Annotated in this window: 16 protein-coding genes and 5 tRNA genes; 3 read left to right on the top strand and 18 right to left on the bottom strand. The window is 53.1% G+C overall.

The window, feature by feature from the left end:
- Window positions 1-169: 169 nt before the first annotated feature.
- Window positions 170-604 carry a tyrosine-type recombinase/integrase gene (locus GXX57_08060; protein ID HHV44599.1) on the top strand — a complete coding sequence of 145 codons (435 nt, stop codon included), beginning with the start codon at window positions 170-172 and terminating at the stop codon, window positions 602-604.
- A 59-nt stretch (window positions 605-663) separates the two neighbouring features.
- Here GXX57_08060 and GXX57_08055 read toward each other — a convergent pair.
- The 11 genes from GXX57_08055 to GXX57_08005 all read right to left on the bottom strand — a co-directional run bounded on the left by GXX57_08055 (window position 664) and on the right by GXX57_08005 (window position 7,533).
- Window positions 664-740: transfer RNA gene (locus GXX57_08055), tRNA-Arg, on the bottom strand.
- Window positions 741-749: 9 nt separating this feature from the next.
- Window positions 750-826 (bottom strand) — tRNA-His (locus GXX57_08050).
- Between the two features lie 9 nt (window positions 827-835).
- Window positions 836-911 (bottom strand) — tRNA-Arg (locus GXX57_08045).
- Window positions 912-916: 5 nt separating this feature from the next.
- A tRNA-Gly gene (locus GXX57_08040) sits at window positions 917-990 on the bottom strand.
- A gap of 49 nt (window positions 991-1,039) precedes the next feature.
- Window positions 1,040-1,116, bottom strand: a tRNA-Pro gene (locus tag GXX57_08035).
- Window positions 1,117-1,253: 137 nt separating this feature from the next.
- Complete coding sequence (locus GXX57_08030) at window positions 1,254-1,883, bottom strand: XTP/dITP diphosphatase (GenBank protein ID HHV44598.1); 630 nt, start codon at window positions 1,881-1,883, stop codon at window positions 1,254-1,256.
- Window positions 1,880-2,623 carry a ribonuclease PH gene (rph, locus tag GXX57_08025; protein ID HHV44597.1) on the bottom strand — a complete coding sequence of 248 codons (744 nt, stop codon included), beginning with the start codon at window positions 2,621-2,623 and terminating at the stop codon, window positions 1,880-1,882. Before rph ends, GXX57_08030 begins: the two co-directional genes overlap by 4 nt.
- Window positions 2,624-2,767: 144 nt before the next feature.
- On the bottom strand, window positions 2,768-4,144 hold the full coding sequence (locus GXX57_08020) for a UDP-N-acetylmuramoyl-L-alanine--D-glutamate ligase (GenBank protein HHV44596.1): 1,377 nt from the start codon (window positions 4,142-4,144) through the stop codon (window positions 2,768-2,770).
- A 6-nt stretch (window positions 4,145-4,150) separates the two neighbouring features.
- The gene (locus GXX57_08015) at window positions 4,151-4,951 is read right to left on the bottom strand and encodes a glutamate racemase (protein HHV44595.1); all 801 of its coding nucleotides are present in this window, start codon (window positions 4,949-4,951) and stop codon (window positions 4,151-4,153) included.
- A gap of 100 nt (window positions 4,952-5,051) precedes the next feature.
- The gene (locus GXX57_08010; protein HHV44594.1) at window positions 5,052-5,567 is read right to left on the bottom strand and encodes a GerMN domain-containing protein; all 516 of its coding nucleotides are present in this window, start codon (window positions 5,565-5,567) and stop codon (window positions 5,052-5,054) included.
- Between the two features lie 13 nt (window positions 5,568-5,580).
- Entirely contained in the window at window positions 5,581-7,533 is a 1,953-nt protein-coding gene (locus GXX57_08005) for an N-acetylmuramoyl-L-alanine amidase (protein HHV44593.1), read from the bottom strand.
- 350 nt (window positions 7,534-7,883) lie between these two features.
- Between GXX57_08005 and GXX57_08000 the strand changes: the two genes are divergently transcribed.
- Together GXX57_08000 and GXX57_07995 are read left to right on the top strand one after the other, a co-directional pair.
- Window positions 7,884-9,500, top strand: coding sequence for a hypothetical protein (locus GXX57_08000; protein HHV44592.1), 1,617 nt, complete (start codon window positions 7,884-7,886; stop codon window positions 9,498-9,500).
- Between the two features lie 107 nt (window positions 9,501-9,607).
- On the top strand, window positions 9,608-11,248 hold the full coding sequence (locus tag GXX57_07995; GenBank protein HHV44591.1) for a putative manganese-dependent inorganic diphosphatase: 1,641 nt from the start codon (window positions 9,608-9,610) through the stop codon (window positions 11,246-11,248).
- 241 nt (window positions 11,249-11,489) lie between these two features.
- On the opposite strand, the gene GXX57_07990 is transcribed toward GXX57_07995, so the two are convergent.
- From GXX57_07990 to GXX57_07960, 7 genes are all read right to left on the bottom strand, one after another.
- A complete protein-coding gene (locus GXX57_07990; GenBank protein ID HHV44590.1) occupies window positions 11,490-12,962 on the bottom strand; it encodes a F420-0--gamma-glutamyl ligase in 1,473 nt (490 codons plus the stop codon).
- A gap of 462 nt (window positions 12,963-13,424) precedes the next feature.
- Window positions 13,425-16,499, bottom strand: coding sequence for a hypothetical protein (locus GXX57_07985; GenBank protein HHV44589.1), 3,075 nt, complete (start codon window positions 16,497-16,499; stop codon window positions 13,425-13,427).
- Window positions 16,500-16,664: 165 nt separating this feature from the next.
- A complete protein-coding gene (locus GXX57_07980) occupies window positions 16,665-17,249 on the bottom strand; it encodes a hypothetical protein (protein HHV44588.1) in 585 nt (194 codons plus the stop codon).
- A gap of 23 nt (window positions 17,250-17,272) precedes the next feature.
- Window positions 17,273-17,842, bottom strand: coding sequence for a hypothetical protein (locus tag GXX57_07975; GenBank protein ID HHV44587.1), 570 nt, complete (start codon window positions 17,840-17,842; stop codon window positions 17,273-17,275).
- Between the two features lie 38 nt (window positions 17,843-17,880).
- Window positions 17,881-19,143, bottom strand: coding sequence for an extracellular solute-binding protein (locus GXX57_07970; GenBank protein HHV44586.1), 1,263 nt, complete (start codon window positions 19,141-19,143; stop codon window positions 17,881-17,883).
- A 45-nt stretch (window positions 19,144-19,188) separates the two neighbouring features.
- On the bottom strand, window positions 19,189-20,619 hold the full coding sequence (locus tag GXX57_07965) for an arabinose isomerase (protein ID HHV44585.1): 1,431 nt from the start codon (window positions 20,617-20,619) through the stop codon (window positions 19,189-19,191).
- A gap of 30 nt (window positions 20,620-20,649) precedes the next feature.
- Complete coding sequence (locus GXX57_07960) at window positions 20,650-22,965, bottom strand: hypothetical protein (protein HHV44584.1); 2,316 nt, start codon at window positions 22,963-22,965, stop codon at window positions 20,650-20,652.
- Window positions 22,966-23,180 lie beyond the last annotated feature (215 nt).

The raw sequence follows: 23,180 nt of genomic DNA, 5'->3' as shown, positions 1-23,180 counted from the left end.
CATACCAAAGAAGCACTCAAGGCCGCCTAAGATGAGTAAAAAGTGCAACTGGTAGAAATACGAAGCAATCATGCGATATGTAGATGAAGTACAAGCATATTCTCCAAAACTAGGGGGTCAAGGCGATGGGTATGTTATTGGGCCTACCAAAACCGAGCGGATAAGACGAGTGCCTATCTCAGCATTCTTGAACTATGCGTTGGCGAAACATAAGGAACAGCAGAGTCAAAGAATACGTAGCGCCAAAGATTACAGCAACAAGTCCCTTGTTGTGGCTGATTCCAAGGGTAATGTACCGGATTTGAAGTATGTACGAACCTACATGCGTAAACTGGTAGCCAGGGCCGGCGTGCATTACATTCCACCGAAGAACCTGCGGAGGACCTGCATAAGCCTGATGGCCTCATTGGGCATTCCGATGCAGGTGATTCAGCAAATAGTGGGGCATGCAAGCATGTCGACGACTGCAGAACACTACGTTCGGACGTTCTCTGAAGACATCTATCTGGCTGCCAACTTGCTTGACAAGAACCTACATGAAAACAGCAAACTAACCTGGACAGGTAGCGCAGCTTTGCCCAGTTTTGCCCAAGTGAACCCCTGATTCGCGCCCTATCCCGATGTGGGCAAAAGAAAAAACCCTTTGGAATCAAGGGCTTGAGATGGCCCGCCCGGCAGGACTCGAACCTGCGACCTTCTGATTCGAAGTCAGCGACTCTATCCAGCTGAGCTACGGGCGGGTATAAAAATGGGGTGAGCGAGGGGACTCGAACCCCCGACCTCCAGGGCCACAACCTGGCGCTCTAACCAACTGAGCTACACCCACCATGATTTCTGGTGCGCCTGGGAGGAATCGAACCCCCGGCACAGAGCTTAGAAGGCTCCTGCTCTATCCCCTGAGCTACAGGCGCAAATATGGAGCGGGTGATGGGAATCGAACCCACGTATGTGGCTTGGAAGGCCACCGCTCTACCATTGAGCTACACCCGCATTTGCCGCTATCATTATAACCTATTTTCTCTAATTAAGCAAGGAGCAATGGTCGGGGTGCGCGGATTTGAACCGCGGGCCTCCTGCTCCCAAGGCAGGCGCGCTACCAAGCTGCGCCACACCCCGCAGAACCAAGCAGAAGAAAGTATAACACAAATCCATAGCCAAGTCAAAACTAGATTTCCACCGGGTTATTGGGCATTCTTGGCACCAGACTCATGTTCTTGCTACTTTTCTTCTTTCTAGCTGCAAGCACCGATTATTTATTTCGACGAGGTTTCCTTTGATACCACCCACTGACGCAATACCGCTTTGAACTCCTTGAGGGCACGGGCCCGGTGGCTAATCACGTTTTTCTCTTCCGCTGTAAGCTCTGCATAAGTCCTCGTAAAATTGTCGGGAATGAACAATGGATCATAGCCAAAACCGTTACTCCCCTGGGGGAAGTATCCAATCTTGCCGGGACAGATGCCGGTGGAAAAGAAGGTTTCCCCTTCCGACACCACAAAGGCGATCACACAACAAAAGCGTGCTGTCCGTTTCTCCGCCGGCACATTAGCCAGTTCTTGGAGCAATTTGGCGTTGTTTTCGGCATCGGTGGCATTCTCCCCCGCATATCTAGAGGAATGCACCCCCGGCCTTCCTCCCAGGGCATCAACTTCCAGCCCCGAATCATCGGCAATACAGGGCAATCCTGTATGCTTGTAACCAGCCATCGCCTTTATTAGTGCATTTTCCCGAAACGTTGCACCGTCTTCTTCGACGGCAGGCCAATCGGGGAAATCCCCGGGAGTGAGGATTTCCAACGGCAAATCGGAGAGCAAAGCCTCGATCTCCCTCAACTTGTTCTTATTCCCCGAGGCCACCACCAACTTGTACTTGCGGTCCCTCAAGACTTGCCCCCTCCGATCTTCCCCGCCATCTTCTCCGTGATCAAGCGACTCTGCATGGAGACCAGTTGAGAGATTCCCTTTTCGGCCAGTTCCAACATTTGATTGTATGTATCCCTGGAAAAAGGCGCTCCCTCCGCGGTACCCTGAATCTCCACAAACTTTCCCGCACCAGTCATCACTACATTCATATCCACTTCCGCCCGGGAATCCTCTTCGTAATTCAGATCCAGTACCGGAACTCCATCCACCACACCAACACTCACCGCGGCCAGATAGTCCAATACTGGAAAGGAACCGCCCTCGCCGATGGTCCAAAGGGCGTCACACAGGGCGATAAAGGATCCAGTAATCGATGCGGTCCGGGTCCCGCCATCGGCTTGAATCACGTCACAATCTATCCAAATGGTGCGTTCCCCTATGGTCGTCAGATCCACAATACTGCGCAGGGCTCTACCAATTAGTCTTTGAATCTCGTGGGTACGTCCACTGGGCCTACCTTTGGATGCTTCCCGCACATTTCGGGTCTCCGTTGAGCGGGGAAGCATCCCGTACTCGGCAGTGATCCAACCTTGACCGCTCCCGCGCAACCATGCCGGCACCCGATCCTCAATGGAAGCAGTACATACCACCTTCGTATCGCCGACCTCAATCAACACCGAACCTTCCGCATACTTGATAAAATCCCTCGTAATCTTGACCTCGCGCATTTCGTCGGGACGGCGACCATCGTGTCTTTCCATGACAATCTCCTTTCCTGTGCATTCCCCCGGACATTCGGAAAAGGAATGCACAAAGACAACAGCTTTGAAGACTCGTAGTTCCTTGACTTCTATTATATTAATACCACGGGCACAAGTCTAATCCAACCGCAACAGGTAGGGGATTTACGCGGTTTTGGCCCCGATCAACTCCAGTACCAGTTCGCGAAAGAGCTCTCCCCGTTGGACGAAACTGTCAAACATGTCATAACTTGCACAACCGGGCGATAATAGGACCACATCCCCACTGGAGGCCAACTCGATGGCGGTCTCCACCGCCTGAGCTAGACTCTCCACTCGGTGAATCCCCGGTAAGGAAGCCCCGTACTCCCGCCGGATGGTAGCTTCGATTAAGTCAGCGGTAGCGCCTAAAGTAATGTAGGCCTTCACTCGATCCTTGCCGGCCTGGATCATTTCCTCAAAGGGCAGCTTCTTGTCGTAACCCCCGCAGATGAGGATCACCGGTTCGTCGAAGGACCGAAGACCAGCCGCGGCCCGACTGGGCGTTGTGGCAATGGAATCGTTGACGAATAGTATGCCTTTCCAGCGGGTCACCGGCTCCAGGCGATGAGCAACACCGGTAAACCCTCTGATCACCTCGCACATATCTTCTGGCGATACCCCAGCTAACGCCGCACCAAGAATCGCAGTGAGCACGTTACTTATGTTATGCTCTCCCCGCAATCTGACATCCGATACGGTACAAACTGGCACCCCCACTTTAGAGTCAATCCGATAGTAAAACCAGTTGTCCGCGATATATGCACCTAACTGGGGCTGCTCCCTGCGGCTGAAGAAGTACACCCGTCCCGGAGCTTCTGCGGCCATCTGCCGGCAGATGGGATCATCCCCGTTGGTGACGAAATGATCCTCCGGTCCCTGATAGCGATAAATACTGCTTTTGGCCGCGATATAAGCTTCCATGGAAGGATGGACATCTAGATGATTAGGTGTAACATTGGTGACAATGGCAATATGGGGACTCGTCCGCGTAAGCTCCAATTGAAAACTAGACAACTCCAAGACAACCCTAGTTTCTGGCGTCATCTGATCCAACTCATTGATTAAGGGAACCCCGATGTTCCCCCCTACATAGGTATCGGACCAGCGGGTGGCCAACATTTCCCCAAGCAGCGTAGTAGTTGTGGTCTTACCACTGCTTCCAGTGACACCCACTATCACCCCGGGGCATCTTTCCATGAACAGGCCCACTTCCGTGGAGATGGGTACCCCCGCCTCGATCAGCCGTTGGATCTCCGGCAAGTCCTTGCGCATGCCCGGAGTCAGAAAAACCTCATCAAAGGTCTCTAATCCCTTCAGGTAGTCCCTGCCTAGCTGCAAACCGATGGGCCACTGTTCCAATTCCTCCAGGTCAGGAATTTGATCCAGTTCCTTTTGGTCACAGGCTAGGATCTCCGCCCCCTGCTTACTGAGGAATGAAATAAGGGCCCGGTTGCTAATCCCTAAGCCCACCACCGCCACTTTCTTGCCTTGGTACTCCACAGATGCTCACCCTTCAAAAGTTGTTCTTGGATACAACTGGTCCATATCCACCTTTTCAACTAGATTCAGTTCATATCCCAAGTCTTGGGCCCGACGCCGAAACTCTTCGGGATCTCCACTACAAAAGTAATAGTCCTCCTTGGGACCACCACAATTGCCAAACCGCCTTTTCACTTCCAAGGCTGTCTCCTCTGCGGGATCAACGATCTTGATCTCCGGTGGCAGCAACTTCTTCAGTTCCGGGATAAAATAGGGATAGTGGGTACACCCGAGGATCAAGGTGTCGATGCCCTGTGCAACCAAAGGGGTCACGTAAGTCTTAAGGACCGCCAGACTCTCCTCAGTCCCCACCCGGCCCGACTCCACGATGGGTACCAACAAGGGACAGGCCACACTATAGATCCTAGAACCGTACTTCTCCGCTTCCCGCTCGTAGGCTTTACTGTCCACCGTAGCCTTGGTAGCCATAAGACCGATCTTCCCGGAGCGGCTAGCCTGCACCGCGGCCCGGACTCCAGGAGAAATCACGCCAACCAATGGAACGGAAAACCGCCGTTGCATCTTTTCCAGGGCCAATGCCGACGAAGTATTACAAGCCACCACAATCAGATCCGCTCGGTGAGAAAGCAAGAAGGAGATTATCTGCCACGCAAACAGATTGATCTCGGCGGGCGTCTTCTCCCCATAGGGTAACCGCGCCGTATCGCCGAAATATGTGATGGAACAATCGGACACGCAGTCCCAGAGTCTCCGAACTACGGTCAAACCACCCAATCCAGAATCATATACCCCGATACGCTTGATCATGAATCCACCCCTGCATCATTGGACCCCTAACCATAATATTCCCAAAGCCAGTGGAGGTTACCGAGCAAGGGGTCTGTCCATTCCCTGCTGGAACATATTGCTAGTATGGCTCATCGTTCTCCACTTCATACCCCAGCACCAAGCTAGGATCCGCCACCAGCGGACTACTCACATCCACATGCCCAAAGAGGGAATCCACCACTTCCCCTTCCACTAAGATCTGCACCGCCGCCACTTGAGGTAGCTGGGTCAGAGTGTTCACCAGGGAATATACGGCCAGAAGCTCGCCGGTGCTACCACCGAGACTGGTCTTCAACAGGTCCGCCTTGAAATCAACATAGGCCAAGCCATCTTCCAAACGAACGGCCGGTGCAGCAGTGCCCGGGGGGAAGGTAGCCATCAGCTCTGATTCCTCGGGTCCAGCCATCAACACCGCCACCAGCGTCTGGGGATCAGCATCGGGAAGTGTCATGGATACCGGGACCAGCCATTGTCCATCCACAGAGGCCCAGTAAACCACAACTTCTGCTTCCTGTGGCCCCAGCAACCGGATGATCCCCCACAGGGCTAGAATCAGGATAAGTATCACCAGTGCGAATACCCTCAACCGTCTCATCGACCGGAGCCTCCTAATCAATCATATACATTAAGTACTCTGGGGTAAAGGTCCCCTCAGTCAGTTCTGCACTCGGCAAGGAAATCATCCCCGGAATGTTGGGGCCGCTGGCCTCTGCGACGTTGCCCTCAAGATAGACAGATACCGGCGGCAAGCCTAAGGGGCCCAAGATAAAGAAATGACGTTCCTGTTGGGTAATGGGGAGCTTGCTTACCCGCCAAAACAACTCCGGTTGGGGCAAAAGGAGCAGTTTGTTACGCAACCACTGACTAGAAGGTCCCTTCATTTCAAGCTTCATCTCCAATTTCCCCTTGGTCTCGGGCTGTGTCATCGGCTCCAAGTCAGGCATTACCGTGTGTACATAAGAAGTCCCTGCCTGCAGGGCGAAATACTGGTTAATCCCCATGAAGAGCCCTAACGCCACCTGCTGTTGGAACTCTGGATCCTTCAACTTCTTTTCCTCTTCAGGATTGGTGATGAAGGCCACCTCCACCAAAATCGCCGGTATTTCTGCATTCCGCAGTACGATGAGATTCTGCCGAGCCTTGATCCCCCGATCCGGTAACCCGATCGCTTTGACCAATTCCTGGTGCACCACCGTAGCCAGTTCCTTGCCATCCCCCCGCCCGGTCTGGTAGATGGTTTCGGTGCCCCGGGCCTGTTCACTAATGGCTCCGTTGGCATGGATACTAATGAATATATCTGCTACCCCCTGTTGGCTGGTGGCAATCCGACTAGTCCAGGAAGGATAAAAATCGTCGTCACGGGTAAGCACCACATTTGCACCGGCGGCGGTAAGCATTTGCTCTAAATAACGGGCAATCGCCAGAACTACATCCTTCTCATAGCTCCCGGTGGCGCTGGTGGCACCGGGGTCGTGTCCTCCGTGCCCTGGATCGAGGCTGATGGTTCGTCCCAACACCGGCCGCGTGGGAAAAACCAAGCTAAAACCAGTTGGTTCCACTTGCGATACGATGGGCTGTATAGGATAGGCCAAGTCAAAGACTAGCCTAGTTTGTCCCGGCAGATGCTCCGCAATACGTACGCCGGTGATGGGGGAATGGGGCATAAACTGCCTTTCTAGGTTAGGCATGGGTACCGTCCCAGGCAAGTCCACAAAGAACCTGGCCGGTTCCTTCAAAAGATGGTAAGTAAACTGGACGGGGCCACTACAAGTGGCCACCACCTCCAGCCCGTGCCCATTCAAGTTGGCGGTAACCGATGTCAGCCGGTAATATAGATCAATGGGTAGTGTACCGGAAACAGGATCCCATTCCCTCACCACCGCCGCCAAGGGGTAATTCAGATCCAAAACCAGCCGCACCACATCCCGGGAATACTGGCTCAGTCTGAGGCCTGCCACCGCCTCATCGGCAACTTCGATCTGTTTGGTAGGGGCAATTAGGATCGCCGGGTAAAGGTCAATCACCAAGCGCAGGGGATCTTTCAAACTAGAAACTTCCGCGGATACCGGACCAGTGGTGACCACTTGCAGCCGGGCATGGGCCTCCTCCCGCTGGAAGGAAGCACCGGCCACATATTGAACAAAACCGGTATCGTTACTCAGGGTGATCCTGAGCACCTGGTTCTCTCCCTCATCTCTGCCTTCCACCGCATAGCCCACAAGGCAGTCCAGATCGATGACCAACCTCACTTGGTCAGAAGCGTACTGACTGATCCGGGCCCCCTTGGCATGGGGATCTTCCAGCGGTACCTGCCGGGATGCACCCCGGAGCGTCACTTGGTACAAGTCCACCACCACCCGGTCCGGATCCGTAAGAATGAAGGCCTTGTACTCCGGCAGGGAGGTGAGCACTAAGTCCACATAGCCAACGCCGCCCACATTCCCTGTCCTGATCTCGACTAACTCAATAGCATTCTGGGCAGCAACGGGACACACCCACAGGAGTAGAAGGAGTATGAGACTGCAAGCTAATCTTAGGTTTCTCCGCAGATTAGTTATCATATAGGTACTCTCCAGGACGTCAGGTGTTCGAGGAAATCCTCCGAAATCAGGGACATTCCTTCAGGGTTTTACATTCTCCAAAACATCGGGTCCTTCCTGCAAGCGCCACAGGATAGATCAACGGGTTGATGTGTTACCAAAAATCACTATTCACAATTCAAGAGGAGTTTTTAGATTAATCTCGAATTCTATTCGCACGTGGGAAAAAACCACGGGTCGTCTTCCCCAAACCGAGGGTGAAGCTTAGGCTAAGGGCGGAAGAAGGAAACCTGGATACTTCACCGACCAGCCTGAGTACCTTCCTGGGAGAAGCGGCCAATCAAATTCTTCTACCAAGGAGGAACTCAAGCATGAAGAAGCTGGTATCACTAGTACTGGCAACGGCATTGCTAGCCTTGCTGGCCGGTTCAGCGATGGCCGGTACCCTGAATTTTGACGGCAAGCTGGATATGTCGTTGGACTACACCAGAGATCTCAATGCTGCGGAGGGAGAACTCACCCCATCGAGCACACTGGAGTTGAACTTCACCGGTGCGGAGCAGGGGAAAAACGGTTTGTTCATCGAGATCCAGAACAAAAACAAACTGAACTACCCCTTCCCCGCCGATGCCAGTGGGGAAATCAACTTCGAGCCAATGGTCACCCGGGCCAAGATGGTCATTCCTGGCGCCTTCCGGAAAGGTGCGGCAGAAGTGACTACTCACTTTGGTAACGGGTTGGGCATTGCCTACTCCAAGTGGGTAGGTACCGTTGGCGCCAACGAGCCTGGCCTACGCATTGAAGGGTCCAGGATCAATGCGGGAGGCACCGAATTTGACCTTGATGGTTTCATCCTCTTCAACAAGGATGGTCAGTCCAAGGGTCTGCAGGTAACGACCGAGTTGCTCGGCCAGAAAGTAACGGGCGTCTACGTTGAGCGGGACGCTGCTGAGGATGCGAAAGATCGGGCCCTGCACTTGGCAGGTAGCTTCAACTCCGGCAACCTCCAGGTGGCCGGTGAGATGGCGCGGAACCTCAACGACGTAAACGAGAGCATCGTGGACGTGAAGGGTATCTTTGCTCCTTCCCACAGGACGAGCATGGAAGTCTGGTATCGCCAGATCCCTCGGGATGAGAATGGCAACTATGTATGGAATGCTCCTTACCAGAAGCTGAACGACAGCACCAAGAAGTGGCTCCAGGACAACAAGACTGGTGTCCGGGTGTCCGCGAACAGTGAACTGGAACTCTTGGGCATGCCCCTCAGCCTGAGTGCTATGCACGACCGGCGCTTCGCCGATGAGGCCTATGCCTTTGCCGGCGACAGCACCACCAGTCTGCGGGCCGGTGTAGAACTGTTCAACACCAGCATCGCCCAGACCGTTAAGTTCAACTCTGCTGCAGGTGTTTCCAACGAGTATATTACCGAGCTTGCCCGGGCCTTCACCGTCGGTGGCCAAGAGATCCAGCCTGAACTTACCGTGGCCTACAAGCCTGGCAACAAGGTAATTGAGAACCACATGAAAGTGAAGAATGTCCGACTCGCTGACGTCAACCTGACCCCGGAACTCTGGGTTGACTACGACCACGAAGCGAAGGATATCACCAAGAAGCAGATTAAGGTGGCCGCGGACACGGTCATCGTGCCTGGTGAGTTTGCACCGGTGGCTCTTGAGGGATACACCTTGATCGACCTGGCGGATCCCGCAGGCAACAAGTCCATGTTGACTGCCACCACATCCCAGGAGCTCTTTGGGATGGACCTGGCAATTACCGGACGCAGCGTCTTGGCCTTCAACGAGGATAATCTGGACGCTAAGCTAGCGGCGAAGGTGGAGTACACTGCTCCGAACTCCATCCAGTTCCAGGGAACCTACTACTGGTTCGACACCGAGAATGGCACCCCCTGGGATCAGGAAGACCTGCTGCACAAGGATGACGTTGCTCAGGGTCTGAACCTCAGAGCAATGAAGAGCATCAGGTTCTAAGGACCTCAGATCAGGGCCCCGGTTTTCCGGGGCCCTTTTTTGTGCCTTAACAGATCCCATTAATTTGGATAGAATAGGGGAAAAGGACTTCCGTTGGGTGGGTAGCCATGGATCGCAGGAACTTCGAACAATCCATCGTTTACGTCATTGGTCACAAAAACCCCGATTGTGATTCCATCGTGTCGGCCATCGCCTATGCCACGGTGAAGAACGCCCAAGAATCGGAGTATTTGGCGATCCCCGCTCGCATCGGCCCGATCAATCAGGAGACAGCCATTATCCTGGAAGAATTTGGTTTTGAACCACCAATCTTTCTTCCCCACGCCCATCCGCAGGTCAGTGACGTACCCTACGATCCGGCCCTGAGCCTGCCCAAGTCAGCTACCCTCCTTGAAGTCTGGACCGAGATGCAAGACCGAAGGACCGTTACTGCCTGCGTAGTAGACGAAAACCAGGTCCTGACAGGGGTAGTAACCATCGGCGACATTGCCAAGGCCCAGTTTAAAGCTGCCGTTGCCGGCTCCCGTTACACTTGTCCTGTGGCCAATCTAGCGGCGGTACTCCAGGGGGAAATCCTCGTGGCGGGAATCAGGGAAGTAGCCGGTAGTGTGGTGGTGGGCGACTCCGCACAGATCCAGGTGGGTCCCAAAGATCTGCTTCTGGTAGGAGATCGCATCGATATCCAAGAATCGGCCCTGGCCCAGCACGTTGGAGTAATGATCGTCACAGGCGGTGCACAGATCAGATCGGAAATTGTCCGGAGGGCTAGGGAACAAGGGTCTACCTTACTCCGGGTCCCCCTGGACACGTACAGCTGCATCAACCTATTGTGGCAGGCCCTGCCGGTGGAACAAGTCATGACCGCTCGTAACTTGCATACGGTACATCCCGATGACCTACTGCGGGAAGTTCGAGAGGAGATGCAGGAACATCCCTTCAGCCTCTATCCCATCTTGGATGATGCTAATCGTCCCATCGGCATGCTGGGTCGCAACCATCTGGCCGATGGGTCCGGGAAACGGCTTATCCTGGTGGATCACAATGAAAGAAATCAGTCCATCGACGGCATCGAACATGCCCGGATTCTAGAGATCATCGACCATCATCGAATTAGTGCCATGGAAACGGATCAGCCCATCATGTTCATCAACAGACCTTGGGGTGCCACCACCACCATTGTGAGCCACTTGGCCAGAGAACAAAACATCCAGCTTAGTCCCCAGTTGGCGGGAATCATGTGTGGAGCCATTCTTTCAGATACCTTGGCCTTTCAGTCCCCCACTTCCACCCCCCAGGATGAGTACGAAGCACACTATCTGGCGGAGATCGCGCAGGTTGACCTTGACCATTTGGCCCATAAACTGCTCCAAGCCGTCGGAGACATCTCCCAGGTAGACCCGGCGGAGATTCTCCGCTCGGACTTCAAGGAGTTTACCGTGGGCAAGTTCAAGGTTGGCATCGGACAGACGATGATCTACGGCCAATCTGCCGATGCCATGAAAGACGAGCTATTAAGAACCATGGAGCACTTGATGGAAGATGCGGGCTACCATGTGGTTGCTTTGATGCTCACCAGTGTCCTAACCAGGACCACGGAAATGCTTTGGGTAGCCAAGGATCCCACTTTGGCAAAGAAGGCCTTCCGTGCTCCCCACGGAGCCACCAGCTTCACCTTGCCGGAAGTCTTGTCCCGGAAACGGCAGGTGGTTCCCGCGGTCATCCGGGCCCTCAGGGAACAGGAACAATAGTCTCGCTGGCAAGAGCGCCAAACCGTGTTCCATCCCAACCGGAGAAGTCTTCCTTGTACTGTAGGACTGCGTGCCCATGGCCGAAGCTAGGCCTATGGGTTTGGGTGCCTCATCTCACTGGCTCACTTCAATGACTATCCTCAACGGAAGAATCCTTTGGCCAAGCCGACGGACACAAAAAAGGGCAATCCGCACCATGGGAGATGGTACGAACTGCCCCTGTTCTCTACGATAGAGTTTCCTAGTAGTTGAAGTTCTTCACCAGGACGATAGGCGTTCCGGCATCTGCGGAGCCTGCCGCCAAGTCCGCAATCGTCGCCACAATGCTTGTGATCCGCCTTGGCGTTGTCCCCAGACTGTTTTGGGAACAGTCGGCACTAGACAACATTTCGGCGATCTCCTCCCTGGTGTATCCTTTGCGCACCATGGTTTCCACCAGCAACTTCAACTTCGCCCCCTGCCGGAGGGAAGCATGACGCAAGCCTTCGCTACACCCGATGGCGGGGAAGGGATCCGCCAACTCAAAAATCCCGGTGTCGGGATCTTTGTAGGCACCGTCACCGAAAACCAAGGCCTCCACGTCCTTACCAGTAACCTCCTTGACCTTGGCCACGATGGTATCACATACTTCATCGGCATTGTCCGGCAAGAGCTTGAGAATGCCCTTCTCTAGATCCGAAACATTAGAACCGATAACACCCCAGGGCTTCGGTCCGAATTCCTGCAAGGTCAGCATTGGTGTCTTGGTCCCGAAGGACAAGAAGAGGTTTTTCAACGACTCCCGTGCATGGACCGCACCGATGATGATCCCGTCAATGTTTCCAAAGTTAAACACCGCCAGAGGATTCTCCGTGTAGATTATCTCACTCTTGGCGCCTTCCTTCTCTATGACCTCCGCATACATCCGGGCATAGTCAATACCCGTAATGGGATGGGGGAAGAGTCTTTCCCCAATCTCCTCAAGGGTGATCACGTCATCCGCGTTGTATAGGGTCAGCCGGTCCGCATAGGAATAGACCTGCGGCGCGGCCTGTCCAGCCAAATACGCTTCCGCATCGACAATGATGATTTCCCGGGCCTGGATATCCACCGCCACAGCCAAAGCACCTTCGGCCTCCACATCCTTCATGATGCGGATCACCTTTTCCGCGGTAGCCCGCAGATCATCAAAGGTAACCTCCGCCACTAGGGCTTTCCCCTGGGGGGACACCAAGGTAATATCTGCGACGCCCTTGCCGGTGATCTTCCGAATTGCCTCCACCGTAAACCCAAGCTCCTGGAACTTCAAAGCTGCCACAATCTCCCGGATCAGGACGTTCAACTGGGGAGTGTTTCCCCGCACCTCCTGCAAAGCCCCCAGTACCCGTTTCAGACGCATGCGGCTATTGGCGAATTCTTCGTCCATCACCTGATTGCCCACTTCATCATAGGGCACGCTAAGCTGGACTAAAACCCTACCCTTCTTGACTGCCCTAGCCACAGCCTGTAAAACCAGAGCAAACCGATTTCTACTCACGATGGGGCTGACTACTGCCAAGGTGCCCGTTTCTTCGATGGGCATCTTCCGTCGCAGATCCTCAACGAGCTCATCGCAAGTGACGTACCGGTTCTGGGACCTAGCCACCACCGATTCGGTGACACAGACAATATCTCTGTCTTCCACCGTCTCCTTGACCGCATCAACCGCGATCTCCACGATATCGTCGGTGGGCATGATCAGTCCCGTCTTCAAACCTAGAACTACTACACCTGCATTGTTGGGTAATGTAAAGCTCACCTAATCATTTCCCCCTTCGGAAGGGCTAATACCAGATCATATTATTTCACGACTGGTCACGATTTGCAAGCTGTATGATCATAGTCTTCCCGTTCCTATGGAATCAAGGGAAGGATTGTAGACGGGTTCGTGCCTCCTATGGCCCAGCATGGACGAAAACAAGAATTTGAAATTCGCGATACCCAGGACATTCGCCGAAGACTAGGTAAGACAGCGGCGAAGCTGTTACGAACGGCTTATTCTCCGTATGGTAAGACTACCATTATTCTTGCGGGTAAGAGGCAAGGACGGCGGAAGAAGGACTCCTTGGAGGCCTCGACGGGAAGACGAACAACGGACCAGGGATGGGGTTTCATGCACCGAACACGAATACCCCATCCATAGTACCGATCATCTTTTCTACTTCACAACAATGTTCTCGGGCCAGATTTCCTCCGTAGACCAGACAAGCAAATCCCAAGCCTGCAACTGAATGGTTATGCGCCCGTCATCTAAGAAGATTTCACCGCGGTTTAGGCCATGCTGCTGGAGGAAACCAGTCCCCGAGAATTGTACAGTAATCTCTTTCGGCTCACCTTCACTGTTCACCGCGTACCCCCAATGGCAACCTTCCCTATCTAAGCCTCGTACCACGACACCTTGATCCTCCAGGAGGGTTTCGAAGGCTTCGGCCGGAAGGGACGTGAAGGCAGCGGCAAAGGGCAGCAACAAGTCCTCCATCCCCTGGGTACCAAGGTTATAACCACCGCGGGTCAGGAAAACGGCATCATGCAGGGCGAGGTCCCTAGCATAATGTTCCAGGGCATACCGTCCCGTTGGTTTCGGTTGCGTCACCCGCCAATCGGGTTCCTGCTCCCAACCAAAGGGCAACTGTAGACGGCTATGTTTGAACGCGGCGTCAGGCGTCTCGAAGTACCTTTCGTGCATGGTAAATCCAGAAATCTTGCCCAGCAACGGTCTCAACCAGTCCACGTCAAAATCACGGTAAATAATAGTCTCCAAAGTTCCCGCCCTTTCCGCGGCGATGAGGGGGGCCCGGTAGGGAGAATTAGCTCCCAGGGTCAAGGTCCAACGGTAGTCGATGGGAAACTGGTTTCTAGTCAGGACGATATTTGGATTACTGGCCAAGGTATCAAGATCCAGTGCCATGTGCTCATAATAGTAGACTGTCAGATCGTCTACTATATCCAACATTGTTTTGGGCTCGCGGAGCATGATATGCAGCTTCAGACCTTCCCTGGTAGCCGCCACCATCTCCGCCAGTTCTTCATAGTAACTGGTCTGCTTTTGGCAACGCCACTGCAGCCAGCGCTCCCAATGATTCTCCTTCAACCATTGATACCACTGGCGGAAACGATCGCTCACGGGACCTTGGGGTTCAGGCAACTCCAGTCCCATTTCCTCTGCAAACAGCTTTACAGTATAGTCGTCATAGCCGACCTCAAGTGTTCCAAAACCGTGGGTCGAATGACTAGCAGTAAACAGAGAGATCCCTTTGACACTTTCTTCCTGACCCAGGTCATCCAACAACCTCTGCAACATCGCCATAAAGGCAGCCTTCACCTGCGGGTGCAAGAAGTTCAGCATGGGCGAGGTACTGTGGCCTGCGGTGGTAAGGACGCGTCCGTCATAGGTGACACTGTTGACATAGTTCAGGTCCGGATTACTCAGGACTTCTTCCGGATTTCGCACTAAATACCGAACCGAAGGCAGGGACCAGTTTCGGATCATGGGATAGAAGTTGATCCCCTCATGACTGTAGCGTTCTGCCATCATTATATGAAAATCATTAGGATGACTTCTCCCACCGGCCTGGTAGTTCCCATACTCCTGAGAATTCCTATAGACGGTGCCAGCATACCAGATAACCGGATAGATGACGGTGTTCTGAGCAGTCCGCTTTAGGTAGTCGATGTGCCGATCCAAAACTGCTTTGAAAACCTCCGGAGACGTATCCTCGGGGTAACCATAAATTGGACCTAGAACAGGATCCTCCCAGTATAGGCCCAGCTGTCTCCGTTCATGCCAGGGAAGGGCGTACTCCACCGCGGGTAGGGCTTCGCCCAGGGCCACCGGTTCAATGGTGAATTGAGAGATGGCGGCGGGCGCGTCGTTTTCCCCGGTGGAGAATACGATGGCGAATTCCGCGGACGGGGCATAGAAGTAAATGGTCTGGGTCACCATCTGGTGGGAAACCCGGTACTGGTGTCCGGTCAAGTAACCGGTTCCCAACGAACAGGTCTTCGTATGGTAATGGGCAGGAGAAAAGCCCGAAGCAATTACCGAGATCTCGGCGGTACGGGTCTTGTCATCGGGATAGGTGACAGTCAGCTTCAGTAAATCGCCCCGGGACTGGGTCCGAAACAGGTAGCTAATCCGATCATTTTTCCTGGATCCGACTTCTAGATAGGGGCCAAGGGAACTATTGATCACCGTGGCCTCACCGATTTGGGAGAAGGGAGGTTCTACGACAGGGTTTACAAAAGCAGGTACCGATCTAATCACACCATCTTGATTTACCACCCGAAAATCACCGATGGGCACTTCACGCATCCACAAACCACCCTCTAGTTTTGCATATATCGTATACAGACCTTCCGACAGGCCAAGCTGCACCTTAGGGATTTCCAGGGGGCCAATTTCTAAAATACTGCCCGCTTCCCATTCCCCCGGTTGAATGCTGGGCCTATAGGTGCCCAACAGTCCGATGTATTCCCCACCCCGGAATAGGTACAAACTAACCAGTTTTTGCGAAGAAAGATCCATCCGCGGTACTTCATAGAACCCTGTGAAAGTAAAGTGGGGATCCGGGGACATACCGTCCAGGACTAGCTCCGCAGAGGTCTCCCTTGAGGTCACTGGTCTAACATGTAGCAATGGATAGGAACCAAAGTAATCGAAGGCTTTGCCGATGGGCGGATCCACCGTCACCTGTTTTAACGTAACCCTGCCTGTGGCTTGTACCATCAACACAGATACCCGGAACAACCTGGTACCGGCAGGCGGGTTCAACCTTCTTCTATACTCCACAAAGGAATCGGTGGTACCGGACAACACCAAGGGGGTTTCTTGTCCTATATACGTACCGCCCTCATCGAAGTAGTATACGGTGAAATGTAGTCCCGTGCCCTGGACCACCACGTGATCCAACTTGGCGCTGACCACCAATGTCAGTTCCTCACCATCGTAAGGGACCTCCGTGATCATCTTCAGGCCCAGCTGATCTTGAGAACTCTCGGTTTCGAAATAAAGGGCGCCTTCTTCGGTCCAACCGAAGACTGCACTGGACCCGAATGCCGCGGATCCAGTTTTAGCCAGAGTGGCCAGAGAGACTTCTTTCCGATTGGGCGGTACATCATACCAAAGGTTCCATTCCGATAGTTCTTCGGCCGTCCTCAATAGGTTCTCTCCAAGCAGATCCTGGGTCGAGGCACCTACCGCCACTAGACTAAAGACCAGCAGCAAACACACCATTAGTGTTTTAATGTAGAAACCGCGCATCCGATGTTCTTCCCTTCCTACCTTCAAGCACGCAGACTTGAGGGGTTTAGTCGCCAAAGGGACCGGTGTACTGTGGTTTGGTTCCAAGTGCCGTCCCCGCTTCTAAAACTAGCAGGGACGGCACTTGGATTCCTATCGCTACTTCTCCATCCACATCCGCGCAAAAGCCACGCGACCGGTGGAGTTAGCTAGTAGAATACCCACCGCAAAGGTGCTGGTGCCCGCTGGGGGTGTCAGTTCTGCGGTATACTCCTGCCAATCCGCCGTTCCACCAATAGCCAGGATGTCGTTTTTCCCAAGATAGCTCCCATTCTGAGCGTAATAATAGACTTCAACGTGGAAACCGCCACTGGGTCCCTGCAGATCTTCCAACTTGATGATGGCTTTGAAGAAGCGCTCCCCGTTATAGGGAATGGTTCGATTTACACTGCGGATCCCCAGGCTCTTGGAAGCATCGGAGGTCTCAAAGTAAAGACCCGCCACCTCATCGTCGGTCCAGCCAAAGACTGTAGCGGAATCAAAGATAACCGTGCCCTTTGCGACCAAATCTTCGAAGGTAACATACTTTCGATTGGGAACCAGATCGTACCAAAGCTCCCATTCGCTCCCGTTATCAGAACCGTGTACCAGGCTCCAATCGTAGGTGACTTCGTTAGCCGATACCACCGCAGCTAACAGGCTGAAAACAAGTAAAGCAGCAAAAGGGGTCATTCTTCTACTCATTTTCGTCATCTCCTTCGAAAGTCCTAATCTGTCTTACCCATCCTAATCTCTTTCAAAGCCACGTTTCCTACACTGTTTTCGAAGATAATCGCCAGAGCAAAATGGGTTGTCTCCGCTGGGGGCTCCAGCTTCAGCACGAATTCCTGCCAGCCTTCGGACTGGTTGATGCCCAGGGAATTGTTTCCTAGGAATTCACCACTGGATTTATAGTAATAGATAGTGCAATTGAGGTTACCGCTTTCTAACTCCACCAGTGCCTTAATCCTGAGTTCATTCTCCCCTAAGTAAGGGATCATTCGGTCAACAGAACGGATGCCTAACGCTCTGCTGGACTCGGAAGTACCAAAGACAATCGCCTGATAGTCCTCCGACCAGGTGAAATAGGAATCGCCCGGGAATTCGAGCCGACCGGCAACCCGTAGATCGTTATAGGTTTTAAATTGACGATTGGGTGGATTGTCGAACCACAATTCCCAAGCATCGGGAGTCTCCGTATCCCGTCCAAGCTCCCAACAGTAGGTAACCTCCAAGGAATCCGCCGGTACTACCATCAAACAGCCTGTCAAGATTCCCAAGGCAATAGCCAGACACATCCAACGACATCGAGACACTTCAGACCCTCCAATCTCTGTCATTCACGCGCCGTAAGCAAACGCTGCATTTCTGCCGCACCAATCTCAGGCGCCATGCTTCTGTCTAGGATAATACTCCGGAAATAGTCGGCAATAATCGGTTGCACCTCCGTCTGCGGCAAGGTGGTATACATGAAAGAAGGTGGCGATAGGTATTGAGTAGCCTCCGTGATGATATACAGATTCTTGGGTACGTTCCATGTATAGGCAGCGGTCTCCCAGTATTCCTCATATAGAGAGAACGCAGAGATATTCCCAGGCAAAAGACCCCGGCTCTGAAACACTCTGTGTCCTTCAGGTCCTGTCAGCCACTTGAGGAGTCTCCAGACCTCGTCTGGGTACTCGGTACGGCTGCTCATGGCAAAATAGTGGCCGGTCCCAACGATCTTTCGATCCACACCCGGTTTGATCGGCAAGTGCACAAGACCCCAATCAAAATTGATGTCGCTCTGCAACAAGATGGAAAGGGCCGCCCGGTCCGCAAAGAACACACCGTACCGTCCTGAATACCAGTCGTCGCGCACCGCTATTTTAGTCAAGCCCCTCTCTGTAAAGGTAGTCCAAAAGCGCAGTGCTTCGTGCATCTCTGGCGTATCAATGGCGGGGTTACCAGCATCGTCAAAAAGCGTCGCGCCGAAGGGCCACAGCCACGCCTCCACATGGTTAAGATTGAAAGCAAATCCGCCATATCCCCATTCGTCCAGGGGGCTGCCACCGGGGAAGAGGCGAGTCAGTTTGAACACATCGTTACGAAACTGATCGACGTCCCAATACTGAGGATCCGGCGAAGGTAAACCGTTAGCCTGAAACATGGAGTCGTTATACAGCGCAAACCAGACGTTCACCGTAAAGGGCAACACGTAGGTTCCGGATACTCCCATGTAGTGTCCAACATAGTCTGCGGGATTCGCCTCGGGATCCTTTTCAAACAGGTCGTCCAGGTTCTGAAGCAATCCTTCGTTGTAGAGGGCGTCAAAACTCACGTGATGCACCGTAAAAAGATCAGGCATTTGTCCCGAAAGGGCAAAGCGGATGACGCTCTCTCCAGAATCCACATCAGGGATGGTAATCAACTTTACAGATATGTCCGGGTTCTCTGCTTCAAACTGTTCGATGGCGGCCTGCATCTCCGACCAGGTGGCCAACGGTGTGGCAAAGGTCAGTTCTATTGTCTGTCCAGAACCCACAGCAGTAAGCAAACCCACCATGAACACCAAGATGACCAGCACACCAACAGGACGAACGGAAGAATACTTTAACATAGGTCTCCTCCTTTCTCTTTTCCCGTCGTCTGTCGTTAATGCCCGTTATTCGCTAACTACACACACCTCCATTCCCAAAGCATGCCCAAGCTTTTTAATCTTCCCGATCTGCTTTCCGATACCCAGGGCTAAGTGGTGACTAACACCAGCTCTGCTCCAACTTTCAACGAAGGACCGTACGTCCTCTCTAAATCTAATGCGACTATTGGTATTACCCGTACTGGGGATCGGCCCCGGCAGGGACTCACCCTCTGCACAGACGAACTTGAACGAACCGTCGTAGTCTTGGGTCAAGGTAAGGAGGGTCACAGGACCGGTCCGCACCTTAAACTCCGTGGATACACCAAAGCCCTGCTTACCATGATAGAGGCTCAAACCTCGCAGTTTGGGTTTTTCGTCACTGATCAGGATGTGACCAGGACCATCGTGACCAATGAGAACCAAATTGTCATTGAAGTCTACCGGATGCAGTTCAGCAAAGGAACCCCCGGCGCCAAAGCCATGCATGATGAACATTGATACACAGGTCTTCATATCCCCTTCTCCGGCCACGGGAATCCCCCGGCCGGTCAGCAAGGAATTGCCCACAATCATGCCGGCAATCAACCGTTCGTAGTCACCGCCGGGTACACCCCGGTAAAAGTAGGCCAGGCCATGACACTGCTGGTCTTCGATGAAATACCTCAGACCCACCGAAACCTTAGCCGCCCAGGCTAGGGCCTCGGGATCAACTTCCTTTGCAATCGGATCAGAACCAGGCTGGGGAAAGTCAAAGTAAGCACGGATTAGTTCCATTTCCTCTCGTTGTTCTTCAGGGGTGACGGCCTGCACTTTCCCGTAAAAGTCACACATCTCTAAAAACTTAATATTCAGGCCAAACTGAATGTGAAATAGGGCGGGATCGAAGCACATATCCAACATCCCGTCGTAGGTATGACCCAGAAATCCCAGGGTTCCATACCTTAAGTTTCTAAGCACCTTTGCCACCTGACACCATTCGTCCAGTTCCGCCCACACCATCTCATCTTCCAGCTTCCCAAAAACAACTTCAAAGGGAATCCCCGCCCGGGTAAGAACGTATCCCAGTTCCGGCAAGGAGGTACAATTGTCGTTTTCCAGCTGATGGGCAGTGGTTGTACGGGGATAGTCAAGATGCTCCAAAGGTTGCAAACCAACCAAAACGATGGGGGCCAGGGTTTGGCGGAACACCGGGAACACCGTAGCCGATGTGGCATAGGTGACCATGTTGCACATGACCAGGTCCACATCGTGCTGGTTGAAAAACACGGCAGCTGCTCTAGCCTTATCCACCGTATCCACCAGACCCGCCGAAACCACCTCACAACCATAACCCTGCAGCCGTTGCACGAAGTAGTCGTAATGGTTCTCCAAACGTTCCCTCAATCCCGGAAACTGAGACCAATATCTTTGCAAGCCCACATAAAAGACACCTATTTTCGGTTTCTGCCAAGCCATGATCAAATCTTCCTCACTCTAGTAATTTTCCTACCAGCGTATCTGTAGGTTACCGCTCACCTTCCGTACAATAACCGAGCAAGGACCCCGCTCTAGTTCATAGTCCGGGTGTACCGTCACCGCCCCTAGGGAAGCTAAGGGTGGGTAGATTACCACGTCGGCTTCTTCTAACCCCGTCAAGCTATACTGGGAAACCACGTCCCCAAAGGGCATTGGCTCCAAACGTCGGTTGCTTACCTTGCCCCGTTCCTGCCGCACAAAAACTCGACACCGTTCGTAAATTGTCTTTGGGAAGTGGATGACTGCCTCTCCCTGTTCAAACAGCAGATCGTAGTTTTCGGGAATGGGTACCCCCTGCGGGAAACTAATCTTTAAAGAACTAGTAAGATCGGCTTTATACCCTGTGAAAAAGTATTCATTATTCCTTCTGGAAACGAAAATCTGTGTAGGCAAAGTGGATTCGTCGCCATAAATCTGTTCGATGCGATAACCCATCTCCCCCAACAGGCGCAGACACACCTCGGCGGCCTTCCGATCCACCGCCCGCCTGTCGGAAACACTCCCTCGCACCCAACCGATAACACCTTGCCCGAGGGGGCGCAAGAAGGCATAGGGAGTAGAAGCGCCGGTGCCCTTTTCCACGGAGGCAATGATCTTGCTGACAGCAGATAATCTCAAAAACTCGATGCTTCCAGCCGAAAGGACTTCGTCGTGCTCACAGCTGCAATTCCGTTCTCTCCCCACGTAGTCCCTATAGATCACCGAAACCTGACCAGAAAACCCGCTTTCAATTGCTTCGACACCTAATAGCTTCCTGGCTTGCTCCTCGGTGCTATACAACGGTCCGTAGACGATGACTCTCCCGCCACTATGGACGAAACGACCGAGCAATTCACCCATGGTTCCAAGTAGACAGGCGGGAACAAAGAGCACCGAATCCATAAGCTGCTGCCATTTTTCCTCCTGAGCTAAGCGGGCAAAGACTGTGGAGCTCACCACGCTGTTCATGGGCAACCCCACATCGATGGCCCAGCTAGCATAGGTGTCGTAAAAGAAGGGTTCCCGCGACGCTACTTTGGGATCGTCCTCAAAGACACTGTGAAACTCGTCGAAGGGGTATACCCAGGTAACAAGGCCCAACTTGTCGGGCTGCTCCCTCAGAGCATGGTATAGATAAGGGAGCACTTCCCGGGCAATATCCTCGCGAATCTCTCCATCGCGATCGTCGATAGTCAACAGGGCCAGATCTTGGGGAGTCTCGATTTCCCCCTCCAGATTCAGTCGAGTAACTAGCCCCGGAACGTAAATATCATAGGGCTGCCGGTTATACGGTCGATCGAACCAGGGGGTCTGCCAAAACCATGGGTCACTGATGTAATAGCGAAAACCGAATGGGCCGGGAAAGGCACTGATACGGCTTAGGTAACTGGTCATCTCCAGCCCCACAGAATTGGTAAAGAAGACAGTGGGCGGGTTCACCGGAGATCGTCGGAGTAAGCCGGTGGCATAGATATCTTTCATGGAAACACTCTTGCCGGACAGATCAATTCCCACGGACCAGTTGGTTCCCCGCGCTTCCACTACGGGTTCGTCGAAGCTTTCCCGAAAGGTCATCCAGAATTGAGCAATTTCTTCCGCCCGCTCGGGGGATACCGCCTCTGGCAAAGTCTCTGCGGTGGGAAACTGCCAGGGAGTATCGGAAAAGCCCAAACCATTAGAAAACCAAACGTGGTCAAAACCCAACGTCCGGCAAAAGCTTGCCGCTTGCCTGCCGAGGAAACGACCGAAGGGTTCTCCCGCAGGAATACCATGGGGATAAGCGGCATAGGGGCGATCGTCTGCTTCTAGACGTGCTTCACAGCGAATAAAGGCCGGTACGCCACTTCCGAGGATCTCCCGATGAACCCGGTAAGGAAACTCCGACTCGCAGAACTCGGGTCCCGGGTCAATCCCTATTCCCACAGTGATCTCCACGTCAAATTCTTGCTTTCCCACGTACTTCAGAGCATAGACTATGTCCCGTAGATCCGCATAGGTAAAGGGGCCCCAGTCTTCCCGATAGTTGTATGTAGGAGGAAGGTGCTTGCCTTGATGCCAATAGTTTCCATCTTCCCTATGTCGATGGCCCACGTAGTGAGCCCACTCGATAGTCGCGGACAGATCGTTATTCCAAAGGAAGACTTCTTCACCACTGCCCACCCACAAAAGAACACTATGCTCAGAACCCAAAGCCAGTAGAGTCTGCCACGGCTGAAATAGCCGTCTAGAAACCTCCTGCACACCCAGTCGGCGGTACTTGTCGAAGGGCTTCAGGCTGGTTTCCAGGATAACCCGTTTGCCAACCATGCGGGACGTAACGTCCATTCTGACATCACGACCTTTCCAGGCACTTTTGCACTTTTTGCTTTTAAGTACGCACTTCCTGTTATTCACAATACTACCATGGTCTGGTTTACTTGTCAATCATTTTATGCTTAACTCGTTTACCGAGGCTATGTAAGCACCTTGAGCAGGCTTTTGAGGCTTAGAAGCCTATTGGTGTGTTGCCGGCACTCGTTAGT

The organism is Bacillota bacterium, from assembly GCA_012839765.1.
In the GTDB taxonomy this organism is placed as follows: Bacteria; Bacillota; Limnochordia; order DUMW01; family DUMW01; genus DUMW01.
Note: the sequence above shows the minus strand (reverse complement) of the source record. Positions and strands in the feature narration are given on the sequence as shown.

Coding starts and splice junctions, on each gene's coding strand:
- GXX57_07980 (HHV44588.1), bottom strand. CDS start 17,249: ATGAGTAGAAGAATGACCCCTTTTGCTGCTTTACTTGTTTTCAGCCTG.
- rph (HHV44597.1), bottom strand. CDS start 2,623: ATGGAAAGACACGATGGTCGCCGTCCCGACGAAATGCGCGAGGTCAAG.
- GXX57_07995 (HHV44591.1), top strand. CDS start 9,608: ATGGATCGCAGGAACTTCGAACAATCCATCGTTTACGTCATTGGTCAC.
- GXX57_07970 (HHV44586.1), bottom strand. CDS start 19,143: ATGTTAAAGTATTCTTCCGTTCGTCCTGTTGGTGTGCTGGTCATCTTG.
- GXX57_07965 (HHV44585.1), bottom strand. CDS start 20,619: ATGGCTTGGCAGAAACCGAAAATAGGTGTCTTTTATGTGGGCTTGCAA.
- GXX57_08000 (HHV44592.1), top strand. CDS start 7,884: ATGAAGAAGCTGGTATCACTAGTACTGGCAACGGCATTGCTAGCCTTG.
- GXX57_08015 (HHV44595.1), bottom strand. CDS start 4,951: ATGATCAAGCGTATCGGGGTATATGATTCTGGATTGGGTGGTTTGACC.
- GXX57_07985 (HHV44589.1), bottom strand. CDS start 16,499: ATGGTGTGTTTGCTGCTGGTCTTTAGTCTAGTGGCGGTAGGTGCCTCG.
- GXX57_08010 (HHV44594.1), bottom strand. CDS start 5,567: ATGAGACGGTTGAGGGTATTCGCACTGGTGATACTTATCCTGATTCTA.
- GXX57_07960 (HHV44584.1), bottom strand. CDS start 22,965: ATGGTTGGCAAACGGGTTATCCTGGAAACCAGCCTGAAGCCCTTCGAC.
- GXX57_07975 (HHV44587.1), bottom strand. CDS start 17,842: ATGTGTCTGGCTATTGCCTTGGGAATCTTGACAGGCTGTTTGATGGTA.
- GXX57_08005 (HHV44593.1), bottom strand. CDS start 7,533: ATGATAACTAATCTGCGGAGAAACCTAAGATTAGCTTGCAGTCTCATA.
- GXX57_07990 (HHV44590.1), bottom strand. CDS start 12,962: ATGCCCACCGACGATATCGTGGAGATCGCGGTTGATGCGGTCAAGGAG.